The following is a 13,345-nucleotide window of genomic DNA, read 5'->3' on the forward strand; positions in this document are numbered from 1 at the left end:
TCGGAAACAGATCATAGCGCTGAGCCACCCCTTCGACTGTTTCACCCTCAATCAACGTCTCCGTCACAACCTTGGCACATTGATGCCGTCGGGGGTGGTCACATCATCAAGGCCCCCCAGACCCAAGACTGTTGCGCGATCAAGGGAATCGCCTGTAGGCTGCTGCACACCCGCAACCGCCAGAGGTCAGCCGTGCCCCGCGCCCCGTCCCACGCCGACAAGGTCCTGCAAGCGACACAGTCGTCTTCTGCTGCTGCCCGGTCGCAGATCGCGGCCAGCTGGCACCGGTCGGTGCAAAAACACGGGCTTACCCCCGACGAACACCGCGCGCCCGAGCGGCTGGAGCAAAGCGCCCTGAACCAGCGCCGCGCCGAGCTGGAACAATTCCTGAGCGTGGCCGCCCCGCGTCTGGACGCGCTTTATGCGCTGGTGGGCCTGTCCGGCTTTGCCGTTCTGCTGACCGACAGCGACGGTGTGGTGCTGGACCAGCGCATCTCCGACGCTGACACCGCGGCCTTTGAACGCTGGGGCCTGTGCGCCGGGGCGAACTGGAGCGAGGAACGCGAGGGCACCAACGGCATCGGCACCTGCCTGACCGAACGTCGCCGCGTCATCATCCACCAGGGCGACCATTTCCTGTCCCGCAACACCGACATGAGCTGTATCGACGCGCCGATCTACGGGGCCGATGGCGCGATCATCGGCGCGCTGGACGTGTCATCCGCCCGCGCCGACCAGACCGAGGCGTTCAACCGGCTGATCAGCGCGCAGGTCGCCCAGACCGCCCGCGCCATCGAAGAGGCCAACTTTCGCTCCACCTATACCCCCGCGCGGATCATCGCCGCAGGCAATGACAGCGACGCCGCTACGCTGCTGGCGGTGGACGGCAACGATCTGGTGGTCGGGGCCACCCGCGCCGCGCGGGCGCTGTTCGGCATGGCAGGCACTGGCCCGCTGACCGCCCGCCCCGCCGCCGACCTGCTGGGGCGCGACGACGAGGTAACCGGCTTTGAACGGGCCGAACGCGCCGCCGTGCTGCGCGCGCTGGCCCGTGCCGGTGGCAACGTCTCGCAGGCCGCGCGACAGCTTGGCGTGGGCCGCGCCACCCTGTACCGGCGCATGAAGCGGCTGGGCCTCGACGAAACCTAGGCCCGCCTGTCTCACTTCCGAGACAGTTTTCCCGAACTTTCACTTTCCCCCTGATGACGGCTGCCCCGCGCCCCGTCACCTTGTGCGCAATCCGGGAGGGAGACCCGGTATTCTCAGGAGGAACCACACATGAAAGATCTCGCACATACCGAATCCGGCACCTACACATCGCCGTTCAAGACCCGCTATGACAACTTCATCGGCGGCACATTCGTCGCCCCGGTGAACGGGCGCTATTTCGAAAACGTCACGCCGATCACCGGCGAAAAGATCAACGACTGCGCCCGCTCGGACGCCGCCGACGTGGAACTGGCGCTGGACGCCGCCCATGCCGCCAAGGGTGCATGGGGCAAGACCTCGGCCACCGAACGCGCCAACCTGCTGCTGAAAATCGCAGATGCCATCGACGCCAACCTTGAGCTGCTGGCGCAGGCCGAAACATGGGACAACGGCAAGCCGATCCGCGAAACCATGGCCGCCGACATTCCGCTGTCGGCCGACCACTTCCGCTATTTCTCAAGCGTGCTGCGCGGGCAGGAAGGCTCGATGAGCGAGATCGACGCCGACACCGTCGCCTATCACTACCACGAACCGCTGGGCGTGGTCGGCCAGATCATCCCGTGGAACTTCTCGATCCTGATGGCGGCGTGGAAACTGGCACCCGCATTGGCGGCTGGCAACTGCATCGTGATGAAACCCGCCGAACAGACCCCCGCCGCGATCATGGTGCTGGCCGAGATCATCGCGGACATCCTGCCCGCCGGTGTGCTGAACATCGTCAACGGCTACGGGGCCGAGGTCGGCGCGGCGCTGGCCACGTCCAAACGCATCGCCAAGATCGCCTTTACCGGCTCGACCGCGACGGGCCGCACGATCATGAAGGCCGCCACCGAAAACCTGATCCCCGTGACGCTGGAACTGGGCGGCAAAAGCCCCAACCTGTTCTTCGCCGACATCATGCGCGAGGATGACGCGTTCCTGGACAAGGCGGTCGAAGGGTTCGTCCTGTTCGCCTTCAACCAGGGCGAGGTCTGCACCTGCCCGTCGCGTGCGCTGGTCCAGGAGGACATCTACGACGCCTTCATGGAGCGCGTCATCGCACGGGTCAAAGCGATCAAACACGGCGACCCGCGCAACCCCGAAACCATGGTGGGCGCGCAGGCCAGCAAGGCGCAGCAGGACAAGATCCTGTCCTATTTCACCATCGGCCGCGAAGAGGGCGCCGAAGTGCTGATCGGCGGTGCGGCGGCAGAGTTCACCGGCGAATTGTCGGGCGGCAACTACATCCAGCCGACGATCCTGAAGGGCCACAACAAGATGCGCGTGTTCCAGGAGGAAATCTTTGGCCCCGTGGTCTCTGTCACCACCTTCAAGGACGAGGCCGAAGCCCTCGCGATTGCCAATGACACCATGTACGGGCTGGGCGCCGGCGTGTGGTCGCGCGACATGAACACCTGCTACCGCGTCGGCCGCGCGATCGAAGCGGGCCGGGTCTGGGTGAACAACTACCACGCCTACCCCGCCCACGCGGCCTTTGGCGGCTACAAACAGTCGGGCATCGGACGTGAAAACCACAAGATGATGCTGGACCATTATCAGCAAACCAAGAACCTGCTGGTCAGCTACAACCCCAACAAACTGGGCTTTTTCTAAGATCCTGTGCAGCGGCCCCCCGATCCGGGGGGCCGTTTTCGGTTCAATCCGGACGACTTGGGGCCACATCTGCGCCGCAGCACACACAACATTTTCCCGGCCAATTCGGTTTCAACTTGGACGACGATAGCTGCTGTCACATCAACTTGCCTTGTCTGCGAGAGAGTTGGCACCGTAAATCTGAACAGTCGGGACAGGTGGCGTTTCCGCGCTACAGCAGCATGATGCGGTTCCGTCGCAAAGTTCGCACTGACACGAGTTACGGGCAGCCCCCACCGGGTTGTCCTTTCCGGATCATGTGCGCTGTTTCGATCCCCTGCGCTTCAGTAGGATGTGCAATCGCCCCTTTCGGGACATTGCCGCGCGATGCTCTGTCGGGCAGTGAATAGCCAAACCGCCGCCGCTTGGCGGCTCGGTCTTTCATCCTAGTCCGCAGTTCCGCATCGGCAAGGCGCTTCGAAGGCCATTTGTAATAAGTTGCATCGCTGACGCCGTGCTTTCGGCTCAACTCTTTAGCACCGAGCCCAGCCTGATGCTCTTTCAATATCCCAGTGATCTGTTCTTCGCTGAAACGGCTTCTCTTTATCGTCTGACTCCTCAGTTGGAGAACAGGCAAACCTCAAATCGAGGGCCTTTCAGGGGAGCAGGTCAGCTGACTTGGAAAATCGCTCCACTACCGGCAAATTGCTGCTCCGACCCGCCGGCGAATTGTGATGGCGTATTAACAAGACCGAAATGAACCAGTCGGTGGCGCGGCGGCGCCACCTGCTTCTATGTGGTGGCCCGGTATTGTCGCCGGTTGTGTCGCAAATGTCCCGACTTCTGGACAGAGTTATGCTGCGCGTTCAGCGAATGGCCGGAATGCTGAGGTCCCGGCTCCTCGTCAAGCGAACCTGCGCCGGTCAAAGTACGGGGCCGATCGTGGCAATCACGTTATTCCAGATGCGCCTGTGCCGTGGCCATGCAGCCACCAGATCAAGGGTCACGGGAGCGGAACGCGCGATATAATCCGCCTGGCGCTCGCGCACGGCCTGGGTCACGTCCTGATCCTGCAGCAGAATGTTGTTCTCGTAATTGAGGTCAAAGCTGCGAAGATCGAGGTTCGACGAGCCCACAAGCGTCACCTTGCCATCCAGCGTCAGCGTCTTGGCATGCAGCAGGCCGCCCTCGAATTCATGGATCTCGCATCCGGCAGAGAGCAACCTGCGATAATAACTCCGGCTTGCCGCGGCGACGATCCAGCTGTCATTTACCCTGGGAAAGATCAGCGTCACCCTGACGCCGCGATGAGCGGCGGAACACAAGGCTTCCAGAACGGTCGCATCCGGCACGAAATACGGGGTCGAGAGTGTCAGGCTGTCCTGCGCACAAGTGATGAGGTTTGAGAAAAGCTGCGGCGTGGCGCCCCGACGCTCGGTCGGGCCATCGCCCATCACTTGCGCCGGGAACCCCTCATCGGTCGGGCTTGCTGTCAGCGTGAAGCCGTCGGGCGTGTTTCCGGTGGCCTGCATCCAGTCACTGAGGAACAACAGTTCATTCTGCGCGACAATGGCGCCTTCGAACCGCAGCATGATGTCGACCCAGGGGGCATATTTTGCCTTGACGAGAAATTCCGGATCGGCCGAGTTCCGGCTGCCGCAATAGGTGATCCTGCTGTCGATGACCGTGATCTTGCGGTGATTGCGCAGGTCTATGCGACTGGTCAGCAGCGTGCGGATCAGGTTCCCGAAAGGCAGGGCCACGGCCATCTGCACGCCCGCATCCTTCATCTGCTGCCAGAGCGGCGACTTGATCAGGGCCCGCGACCCCAAACCATCGGCCATGGCCCGGCAGGTGACACCCCGCTGTGCCGCGCGGATCAGGGCCTGCGCGACCTCTGTGCCGGTCCGGTCATCGAGCCAGATGTAATAAAGCACGTGGACATGGCTTTGCGCGGCGTCGATATCTGCGATGAGATGCGCATTCGTGGCAGCGGCGTCGGCCATCACCTCGGCCCGGTTCCCGGCAACCGCGTGGAATCCGTTGATCGACGCCGCATATCGAAAGGCCGACCTGTAAAGCGGGTCGATCAGCCGCTCCGTATCATCCGGGTTCCCCATGAGGTGGGGTGCTCTGGCACGGATCTGGTCGAAAACCTCCTTGTGGCGCTGGTTCGCATGGTTCCCGACGTCGATTTCGCCAAACAGGAAATAGATCACGGTTCCGACATAGGGCAGCACCGTAAGGATGATGAACCATGCCAGACGTGCCTGTGGCGAAAGATCATCGCGCAGCAGGATACGGAGCGTAAACCCGATCACGACCAAAATATGAGCCGTGAGCAAAACTGTCGTCATGTCATGGTCTCCGTGAAGGCAATGTCGATGACGACGGGCAGGTGATCCGACGCGCGTTTCGCCAAAGTGGAATGATGCACATGTGCTGACACTGCGCGTAACCCCTTGCCGAGGACAAATCTGTCAAGCGCGGCGGTCGGACGGGTTGCGTGGAAGCTCGGTCCCGGAGAGACAACATCTGCCGGCGCATCGAAGGGCAACCGGCCGACATTCCACTCGTTGAAATCGCCTGCCAGCAGAACAGGATGATCGCGATCTTTCATCACCTCTTGCAAGGTCGACATCTGTTTGCGCCGCATACCCGGCGTAAGCCCGAGGTGGACGCCGATCACCTCAAGCTGCGGTTGCTCCAGCCGCACCGAAACCGCCCCGCGCGGCTCCAGTGTCGGTAGCTCGATCCTCTCCGGGACATGATCGGCAAAGCGTGATCGCACCAGTATCGCGTTCCCGTGCCAGCCATGGCTGAGCGGATGCAGGGAAACATCGGTCATGATGTAATCAAACTCGGTTTCCAGGCGATCCAGAGGCAGCACACCTGCCCGGGTGCCGACCCGCCGGTCCGCTTCCTGAAGAACGATGATATCCGCATTGATTTCAGCCAGGACATCAACAATCCGATCCGGGTCGCGCCGCCAATCAAGGCCAACGGCTTTGCGGATGTTGTAACTCGCGACCCGCATATATTCCTTTCCTGCGATATCTTTGCGGCCCCACTACCGCAGATCACCGATCGCGCTGTCAAGCTGGTTGTCCGCGCCATAGGCCCGCGTAGGGAACTTCATTTCTCACGCTCGATCTTTCCCGAAAGATGAAAGTGTTGCGCTTACCCGTTGAAACCGCCGGGCCCTATCGAACTTCACCACGCGTGCCGTGTCGGATGCGGCACTGGACAGAACGGCGAGAAATTTCAACCTCATAGGGTCCCGTGTGCAGGTATCAGGCCAGACCTGCATGGCGACGGCACTACATGGTCATTCCGTCGTGAGCGCCTGTCCCGCCAGACGCGCCGTTGCCAGCAGCCTGTCCGCATCATGCCCTTCCCGCGCCATGGCAGAGAGGCCAGCCATGAGTGTGCCGACAAAATCGGTCACCCGGTCCGCTTCTTCCGGGGCGCGCGCGGCGACATAGGCGTGAATCTGATCCAGGGCCGCGCGATGGAAGACCCCTGCCGCAGCGCGTGCCTGCGCGTCATGGCAGCGGGTCCCTTCCAGTACCAGACATCCCGGCGCTTCGGGATCTGCGCCGTAACGGCGCGCCGCTTCTTCCAGCAGCGCCTTCAGGCCCTCGGCCACCGGCTGATTGTCGTGCAGGATCTCGGAAAACGGAATGGCACCGGTTTCAGCGTATCGATCCAATACACGGGTGTAGAGCCCGTTCTTGTTGCCAAAGGCGGCGTAAAAGCTGGGTGGCTTGATCTGCAGGGCATCGGTCAATTCTGCCAGGCTCACCCTGTCATAGCCTTTCGCATGAAACAGCCCCTGGGCCATCGCGACTGCCTGATCCGGATCGAAACCCCTCGGCCGACCGGCAGTACGCCTAGTTTTTGTAGTATTCACTATAAAACTCCTTGACCGGATCGGTAAAGTTAATATGTATTGAGCACTACAGAATTTCAACAAGGAATATCCAACCATGTCAGACGTAAGAACCGTATTGGTCCTGGGCGGCAGCCGGGGCATTGGCGCGGCGATCGTGCGACGCTTTGCCGGGGCGGGCGACAAGGTGACCTTCACCTATGCCGGTTCGCATGAGGCGGCAGAGCAGCTTGCCAGTGAGACCGACAGCACCGCCGTCCGCGCCGACAGTGCCGACCGCGATGCGGTCATCGCCTCTGTGCGCGAAAGCGGGCCGCTTGACGTGCTGGTCGTGAATTCCGGGATAGGTGTTTTCGGCGATGCGCTGGATCAGGACCCGGACGCGATTGACCGGCTTTTCCAGATCAATATCCACGCGCCCTACCATGCAGCGGTCGAAGCCGCCCGGCACATGCCCGAAGGCGGCAGGATCATCGTCATGGGGTCTGTCAACGGCGACCGGATGCCGGTTCCCGGTATGGCCTCCTATGCGGTGAGCAAGTCGGCGATGCAGGGGTTGGCGCGGGGGCTTGCCCGGGATTTCGGGCCGCGCGGTATCACGGTCAACGTGGTGCAGCCGGGGCCGATTGATACGGATGCCAATCCGGCAGACGGACCGATGAAGGATCTGATGCACAGCTTTATGGCCTTCAAGCGCCACGGTCAGCCCGACGAGGTTGCGGGCATGGTCGCCTGGCTCGCCGGACCGGAAGCCGGTTTCGTGACAGGCGCCATGCACACGATTGACGGGGCCTTCGGCGCCTGAGCGCTGTCCTGCCCGGGCCTCGCGTGCGCGGGCAGGGCAGGGCCCTCCGCAGGGCTGGACCAGATGATGCAACGAGCGGAATTATCGGCGCGCGCCGCCAGGTCGCATTTGGTCCCAATACACTGTTACTGCGACAGGTTCGGGTCACGCACCCAGCAGGCCGCTCTCTCTGAATGTCGCAATGAGGTCGTCATAACGGCGCAAACCGCCTGACCCGCGCGCCGTCAGTTGCGCCCCGGCCACCGCTGCATAGATCGCATCGGCGCGGCGCATGGCGATGTCTTTGGATACAAGCGTGGAAAGATGCCCGGCAAGCCATGTCACGTTGATATCAATAAACGCCCGGATCGCTTCGCGTATTTCCTCGGGAACATCATCGCTTTGGGCGGACAGGAAACTTGCCAGACAGATGCGCGTGTCGCCCTCCAGCGCCTTGCGGAATATGCCCGGATACGCCAGCAGGCAGGCGCGCGGTGAAGCGTGAGCTTGCGAAACCGCATCAAGGGCAGCCTGAACATCGTCACAATAGCGCCAGGCCACGGCAGCACCGAGGGCCGCCTTGCTGGGGAAGTGATGATAGAGGCTGGGTGCCCTGATACCAAGCATTGCCGCAAGATCCCGAAAATTCAGGCCGTCGTAGCCATGCGCCTGTACGCGCATTCTGGCGATGGCGAGCAGTTTCTCTTTGGTGTTTTCGGACATGGGCGTTGGCTTCCAAAATCTCGGTATTGCGGGAGATTGACTCTGTGTCGTTTCATGTCAATGTGCCTACCAACTGATAGGTAGCGGAGCAACCACCAATGATGATTGTTCATGATTTCAACCACGGGCCTTATCCGGCGCGCGTCCGCATTGCGCTGGCAGAGTTGGATCTGCAAGACAAGGTACGCTTTGTCGAAGTGGATCTGAGAACGGGTGCCCATAAAAGGCCGGAGTTTCTGGAGAAGAATTATTCCGGCACCCTGCCGGTTCTCGAACTTGCGGATGGGACATTCCTGGCCGAATGCACCGCTATCACGGAGTATCTGGATCATCTTGGCGACCAGCCCCGGCTGACCGGCGTCTCGGCACGCGAACGGGGTATGATCCACATGATGAACAAACGCGCCGAGATCGAGTTTCTGGACCCGATCAGCGTCTATTTCCATCACGCCACACCTGGACTGGGGCCAGAAGTCGAACTCTACCAGAACGCGGGATGGGGCGAGAAGATGCGCGAAAAGGCGTTGCGTGGTGCGTGCTATTTCGACGAGGTCCTTTCGACGCGGCCCCATATCGCCGACGAGACGTTTTCGATGGCGGACATAACCGTTGTCGCCGCTTTCATCTTTGCGGATCTCGTCAAGCTGGAGATCCCGCCCCACCTCGGCCATTTGCATGAATGGCACAGCCGGATGTTGGCCCGACCAAGCGTCCAGGGGTGGCGGGGAATGGGGCGCGCCACCGAAAGCAGTAAACATAGAGCCTAATGCAGGACTTAATGCCCGGGCATGTTGGCCGCCAGCATGTCAATAAACCGCCGAACGCGGGGTTCCAGGAACCTCTTGTGCGGATAGAGCGCGACGATGGGAACCTCGCCAGTCGCAACGTCTGGCAGAATGCGTACCAGCGCACCCGCTGCAAGGTCATCCTTGACCAATATGCTTGGCAACAAGGCGATCCCCATTCCCGCCAATGCGGCCTCGCGCAGAGCCTCGGCATTGTCCAGCCGCAAGGTGACCTGTCCCGGCGCATTGCTCCAGAACTCGGTGGCGTCCTGCAAGACCCAGACCTGGCGCTGTCCGACGCTTGAGAACTGAAGCAGGTCATGTGTGCTCAGATGATCTATTCTGCTGGGTGTTTCGCGGCCGTCCAGATAGGATGGGGATGCGCACAGCACGGGTCTGTCGGTCATCAGGGTGCGCGAGATCAGCGAGGTATCCGGCAAGGTCACCCCGATCCGAACCGCAAGGTCGAAGCCCTCCTTGATGATGTGACGCAGGGTGTCGGAAAAACTGATCTCGAAACGAACCTCTGGCCAGTCTTGTTGAAATTGCCGCACAACAGGCATCAAGAGCCGCCGCCCAAGCGCGTCAGGTGCGGCGATGCGAAGGGTGCCCCTGGGAATGCCCTCGCCACCGGCCATGCTCAAATCGGCATCTGCAATCGCCGCCTGGATCGCCAGCCCCTGTTTGTACAGTCTTTGCCCTTCCTCGGTCATGCTGATGGCGCGGGTTGTGCGGTTCAGCAGACGCAGGCCGTATCTGTCTTCAAGGCGCGAAACCGCTTTTCCTGCCGTTGACCGGGAAAGACCAAAAGCCCGTCCCGCAGAAGCGAAACTTCCCGTCTCTACGACGGATAGAAAGACCAGAATGTCATTTACCTTTGATTCAGCCATTTGCCCTCAATTGAAGAACTCAGTTCGCCTCAGTCACGAATTCTGTTCGCCTATGGTTTGGCTTACCTAGCGAGCATCAAGCAAAGCAAGGAGAATTGATGTGTCAAATGCAATCGTGCGAATGAATCCGGATACGCTGCCCGATGCTGGTAAGGTGGGCTATTCGCAAATATCCATCGCCAACCCCGGCAGATTGGCTTTTATCTCGGGACAAGTCGCCTGGAGCGCCGACGGATCTGCCGTACCGGAAACGCTTGAGGGGCAAACCAGTCAGGTCATATCAAATCTTGCGGAAGCCTTGCGCGCCATCGGTGCGACACCGCGTGATATTGTCCAGATGCGCGTCTACATGACGGAGCTGAACGATGCGACGATGGTCATCGTGATGACCCAGATAACGGCGTTCCTTGGCGGAGAACAACCAAGTCTGACTGGTATCGGTGTCGCATCACTGGCCAATGAGGATCTGAAAATCGAGGTTGAAATGGTGGTTCAGATGCCCGCGTAGATTGCTGTGCTGGCCGTTGAGATTGATGATACTCGTCCGGCCAGCACCCTCAAATAGGTCGCAGATACGGGATCCCGAAACTCCTCGTCACCCCCTGAGCGGGTTCCTTGATAGACGTCAGCAAGTGTTACGGGGATGTTGAGGTCCTCAAGGGGGTGGGACGAAAGATTGCCGATGGCACCTTCTTTACACTTCTGAGCCCAAGCGGTTGCGGCAAGACCACACTGCTGAGGATTGTAGCCGGTTTCGTCGCCCCGACATCAGGGCGGGTGACGTTTGGAAAGACGATATGACCTTCGGGCCGCCGCATCGGCGTGGCGTTGGCACGGTTTTTCAGGATTACGCCCTTTTCCCGGACAAGACCGTCTTTGACAACGTGGCCTACGGTCTGAGGGCGCGCCATGTTGCGGCCAAAACCATTCGGAGCAAGGTGCCCGAATACCTCGAAAGGGTGGGGCTGGACGGGTTTGCCGACCGGCTGCCCAGCGAGATGAGCGGCGGCCAACGCCAACGGGTGGCCCTTGCGCGCGCCTTGGTGATCGAGCCGCGCGTGTTGCTGATGGATGAGCCGCTCTCCAACCTGGATGCGTCGCTGCGCGTGCAGATGCGTGATGTGATCCGCACGCTGCAGCAAGAGACGCGCACCACCACGATCTTTGTCACCCATGACCAGGAAGAGGCGCTGGCCATGTCCGACGAGATCGCGGTGATGAAAAACGGGCGTATCGACCAATGCGGCGCGCCGGAGGAGGTCTATCGCAGCCCCGAGACAGCCTATGTTTCGAGTTTTGTCGGCGCCGCCAACCTGCTGTCGGCCGAACATCTTGGCGAAAGCGGTGACGGCTTGCAACGGTGACGGGTGCTGGGCACGCAGGTGTCCGGCCGGATCATGCGCCTTGGGGAGGATGGTCGCTATCCGATGGTGGCGCGGCCCGAGAACCTCGGGTTGCGGCCCGCTGCGCGCCCGGAGGGCAGCGCAGTGGAAGGAGAGCTGACGGGGCGTGTCCTTTCGCTTCAGTTTCAGGGGTATCGCACCAGCTATCACGTTGTTCTGCCGGAGGCCGACACTTGAACCGTTTTTCCCCTGGGGTCTTCTTACCTGTCTTGCGCTGGCGTTCCTGCTCATTTTCGTCGGTGAAAGCGACGGCATTTCGTTCGACGGAATTGCGACTTTCCTGACCAGGGACCGCGCAATCGCGCAGCGGATCGTTGCCGCCAGCGCCGACGCGGACGTGCTCGTGCGTGCCGGAGATTTCGCGATGCGGGGGATCGGGCTATCGGATACACTGGATATCCTTAAGGGGGTGAGGGTTCCCTTGATTGTGGTTTCAGGCAACCACGACAATTCAAAAGAGCTGCGCCAGGCATGTGAGGCCGCCTCGATGCTACGCTATCTCGACGGGGACGGGGCGACCTTTGGCGGTGTGATATTTTTCGGGATCGGACGAGAGATCCCCTTTCAAAAGAACGCGCCTTGGAGCGAAAGCTACTCCGAGCAGCAGGCAGATGAAGCGCTGCAGGCCTTTCCCGAGGGTGCCGTCCTGGTCTCCCATGCGCCTCCGTTCGGAATTGTTGACCATCAGACTGATGGCCGTCACGACGGCAGCCACGCACTCTTGGACACTCTAACACAGAAAAAACCGAGGCTGCACCTGTGCGGTCATATCCACCATTGCGCCGGGCGGAACGCGGTTCTGGATCAAACCAGGATATTCAACCTGGGACCGTCGCTTACGTTTGTCGAAATCTAGTCTTGGAAGGCGTTCCAGACGTCGTTTGCACCTGACTTAGTCTCAGGACACCGTTACTCCTTATCGTCGGCAAGCTGTCTTATTGTCTCAATATTCTGTCGTAACGTTCGAGAGAAATGTTCGAGCCGCAGGCGATGATTGCCACTTTTTGCCCTGCGCAGATTTCCTTTAGCGGGCCGCAAACGGCGGCGAGTGCCGCAGCGCAGGCGGGCTCGGCAATCAAGCGCAGAGCGTCGAAGTAAAGCCGCATGGCGGATCGAATATCGTCGTCGGTAACGCGCGCAATGGCGCTGACATTTTGTCGGGAAATCTCAAAACTGTAGGGCAGCGCATAGGGTGAACCAAGGCTGTCGGCAATTGTGTCGACTTTTGCAATCGTCACAGGTTTGCCCTCTTCGAGGCTTCGGAACATCGTGTCCGCACCCACCGGCTCCACGCCAAAGATCTTTGCGTCGGGGCGCGCTTGGCGTACCACTGCAGAGATACCACTGATGAGCCCGCCGCCACCAACCGGGATGACAAAAATATCGGAATCAGCGGCATCCTCAAGCAATTCGATGCCGCAGCTTCCGGCACCGAGTGTCATGTGTCTGGCTTCAAAAGGGTGCATGATGGTGCGCCCTTCGCTTCGTTCCGTCTCCGACATCATGTCGAAGGCCTTGGCAATATCGGAGACAAGCGTGACTTTTGCGCCCAGCTTGCGGCACGCATCGATCCTTAACCGATCGGCCGTCTCTGGCATGAAAATCGAGGCGTTCACGCCGACAGCCCTTGCGGCCCATGAAACGGCGATGGCGTGATTGCCGCCACTTGCGGCGACGACTCCCGCGGAACGTTGTTCCGGGGTCAGCTGTCTTATTCCTAAAATCGCGCCCCTGGCTTTGAATGAGCCGGCATGCTGAAACAGTTCAAGCTTTGCACGCACTTGAACATCAGCCGGAAAACGCTCCCGGAAGGGCGCATGCGCTAAAGTCAGCGTAGGTGTGCGGATGACCTGGTTGCGCAATGCAGCATGCGCGGTCTGGAACTCTTCGACAGATGGCGCTTGCATGCAATACCTCCTGTTTAGGACAAGGCTCGATGGTCGGCGAAAACCAATCTCCAAGAAACGCTTATATCGGAGACGTTTACGCAATGATGTTTATCCACAGACCACACCTTTGGAAATCCTTGATAGATTCTCCCTGCCTGTATCCGCCAAAAACTTCGGCCAAAGTTTGCAGCGCAATCC

The 13,345-nt window shown here is 60.5% G+C and carries 16 protein-coding genes; 9 read left to right on the forward strand and 7 right to left on the reverse strand.

The window, feature by feature from the left end; all coding sequences use genetic code 11:
* Positions 1-192: 192 nt before the first annotated feature.
* Together ACWNZ3_RS18490 and adh are read left to right on the forward strand one after the other, a co-directional pair.
* The gene (locus tag ACWNZ3_RS18490; protein ID WP_496902171.1) at positions 193-1,149 is read left to right on the forward strand and encodes a GAF domain-containing protein; all 957 of its coding nucleotides are present in this window, start codon (positions 193-195) and stop codon (positions 1,147-1,149) included.
* Between the two features lie 129 nt (positions 1,150-1,278).
* The gene (gene adh, locus ACWNZ3_RS18495) at positions 1,279-2,802 is read left to right on the forward strand and encodes an aldehyde dehydrogenase (RefSeq protein ID WP_496902172.1); all 1,524 of its coding nucleotides are present in this window, start codon (positions 1,279-1,281) and stop codon (positions 2,800-2,802) included.
* 259 nt (positions 2,803-3,061) lie between these two features.
* Here the strand turns inward: adh and ACWNZ3_RS18500 are convergent, their stop codons facing one another.
* From ACWNZ3_RS18500 to ACWNZ3_RS18515, 4 genes are all read right to left on the reverse strand, one after another.
* A complete protein-coding gene (locus ACWNZ3_RS18500; protein WP_496902308.1) occupies positions 3,062-3,388 on the reverse strand; it encodes a transposase in 327 nt (108 codons plus the stop codon).
* A gap of 316 nt (positions 3,389-3,704) precedes the next feature.
* Entirely contained in the window at positions 3,705-5,138 is a 1,434-nt protein-coding gene (gene cls / locus ACWNZ3_RS18505; protein WP_496902173.1) for a cardiolipin synthase, read from the reverse strand.
* The gene (locus ACWNZ3_RS18510; protein ID WP_274575805.1) at positions 5,135-5,818 is read right to left on the reverse strand and encodes an endonuclease/exonuclease/phosphatase family protein; all 684 of its coding nucleotides are present in this window, start codon (positions 5,816-5,818) and stop codon (positions 5,135-5,137) included. The genes cls and ACWNZ3_RS18510 overlap by 4 nt, the downstream gene beginning before the upstream one ends.
* 291 nt (positions 5,819-6,109) lie before the next feature.
* Complete coding sequence (locus ACWNZ3_RS18515; protein WP_496902174.1) at positions 6,110-6,694, reverse strand: TetR/AcrR family transcriptional regulator; 585 nt, start codon at positions 6,692-6,694, stop codon at positions 6,110-6,112.
* A 76-nt stretch (positions 6,695-6,770) separates the two neighbouring features.
* Here ACWNZ3_RS18515 and bdcA point away from each other — a divergent pair, with 76 nt between their 5' ends.
* Entirely contained in the window at positions 6,771-7,478 is a 708-nt protein-coding gene (gene bdcA / locus ACWNZ3_RS18520; protein ID WP_496902175.1) for an SDR family oxidoreductase, read from the forward strand.
* A 144-nt stretch (positions 7,479-7,622) separates the two neighbouring features.
* On the opposite strand, the gene ACWNZ3_RS18525 is transcribed toward bdcA, so the two are convergent.
* Complete coding sequence (locus tag ACWNZ3_RS18525; RefSeq protein ID WP_269360883.1) at positions 7,623-8,180, reverse strand: TetR/AcrR family transcriptional regulator; 558 nt, start codon at positions 8,178-8,180, stop codon at positions 7,623-7,625.
* Positions 8,181-8,281: 101 nt separating this feature from the next.
* Here ACWNZ3_RS18525 and ACWNZ3_RS18530 point away from each other — a divergent pair, with 101 nt between their 5' ends.
* Entirely contained in the window at positions 8,282-8,947 is a 666-nt protein-coding gene (locus ACWNZ3_RS18530; RefSeq protein ID WP_496902309.1) for a glutathione S-transferase, read from the forward strand.
* An 8-nt stretch (positions 8,948-8,955) separates the two neighbouring features.
* On the opposite strand, the gene ACWNZ3_RS18535 is transcribed toward ACWNZ3_RS18530, so the two are convergent.
* Positions 8,956-9,855: a LysR family transcriptional regulator gene (locus ACWNZ3_RS18535; RefSeq protein ID WP_496902176.1), complete on the reverse strand. Its 900-nt coding sequence runs from the start codon at positions 9,853-9,855 to the stop codon at positions 8,956-8,958.
* A gap of 100 nt (positions 9,856-9,955) precedes the next feature.
* On the opposite strand from ACWNZ3_RS18535, the gene ACWNZ3_RS18540 reads away from it, so the two are divergent.
* From ACWNZ3_RS18540 to ACWNZ3_RS18560, 5 genes are all read left to right on the forward strand, one after another.
* A complete protein-coding gene (locus ACWNZ3_RS18540) occupies positions 9,956-10,363 on the forward strand; it encodes a RidA family protein (protein WP_496902177.1) in 408 nt (135 codons plus the stop codon).
* A 155-nt stretch (positions 10,364-10,518) separates the two neighbouring features.
* Positions 10,519-10,656, forward strand: coding sequence for an ATP-binding cassette domain-containing protein (locus tag ACWNZ3_RS18545; protein WP_496902310.1), 138 nt, complete (start codon positions 10,519-10,521; stop codon positions 10,654-10,656).
* Entirely contained in the window at positions 10,653-11,219 is a 567-nt protein-coding gene (locus tag ACWNZ3_RS18550) for an ABC transporter ATP-binding protein (RefSeq protein ID WP_496902178.1), read from the forward strand. Before ACWNZ3_RS18545 ends, ACWNZ3_RS18550 begins: the two co-directional genes overlap by 4 nt.
* Positions 11,220-11,222: 3 nt before the next feature.
* Entirely contained in the window at positions 11,223-11,435 is a 213-nt protein-coding gene (locus ACWNZ3_RS18555; RefSeq protein WP_496902179.1) for a hypothetical protein, read from the forward strand.
* A complete protein-coding gene (locus ACWNZ3_RS18560) occupies positions 11,365-12,114 on the forward strand; it encodes a metallophosphoesterase family protein (RefSeq protein WP_496902180.1) in 750 nt (249 codons plus the stop codon). Before ACWNZ3_RS18555 ends, ACWNZ3_RS18560 begins: the two co-directional genes overlap by 71 nt.
* A gap of 79 nt (positions 12,115-12,193) precedes the next feature.
* Here the strand turns inward: ACWNZ3_RS18560 and ACWNZ3_RS18565 are convergent, their stop codons facing one another.
* Positions 12,194-13,165: a threonine ammonia-lyase gene (locus ACWNZ3_RS18565; RefSeq protein ID WP_496902181.1), complete on the reverse strand. Its 972-nt coding sequence runs from the start codon at positions 13,163-13,165 to the stop codon at positions 12,194-12,196.
* Between the last annotated feature and the right edge of the window lie 180 nt (positions 13,166-13,345).

The sequence above is a fragment of the Sulfitobacter sp. IGS-18 genome (assembly GCF_059628195.1).

Excerpts from the sequence above, each read along its gene's own strand:
- adh (WP_496902172.1), top strand. The coding sequence starts at position 1,279 with ATGAAAGATCTCGCACATACCGAATCCGGCACCTACACATCGCCGTTC.
- cls (WP_496902173.1), bottom strand. The coding sequence starts at position 5,138 with ATGACGACAGTTTTGCTCACGGCTCATATTTTGGTCGTGATCGGGTTT.
- ACWNZ3_RS18510 (WP_274575805.1), bottom strand. The coding sequence starts at position 5,818 with ATGCGGGTCGCGAGTTACAACATCCGCAAAGCCGTTGGCCTTGATTGG.
- bdcA (WP_496902175.1), top strand. The coding sequence starts at position 6,771 with ATGTCAGACGTAAGAACCGTATTGGTCCTGGGCGGCAGCCGGGGCATT.
- ACWNZ3_RS18525 (WP_269360883.1), bottom strand. The coding sequence starts at position 8,180 with ATGTCCGAAAACACCAAAGAGAAACTGCTCGCCATCGCCAGAATGCGC.
- ACWNZ3_RS18530 (WP_496902309.1), top strand. The coding sequence starts at position 8,282 with ATGATTGTTCATGATTTCAACCACGGGCCTTATCCGGCGCGCGTCCGC.
- ACWNZ3_RS18535 (WP_496902176.1), bottom strand. The coding sequence starts at position 9,855 with ATGGCTGAATCAAAGGTAAATGACATTCTGGTCTTTCTATCCGTCGTA.
- ACWNZ3_RS18550 (WP_496902178.1), top strand. The coding sequence starts at position 10,653 with ATGACCTTCGGGCCGCCGCATCGGCGTGGCGTTGGCACGGTTTTTCAG.
- ACWNZ3_RS18565 (WP_496902181.1), bottom strand. The coding sequence starts at position 13,165 with ATGCAAGCGCCATCTGTCGAAGAGTTCCAGACCGCGCATGCTGCATTG.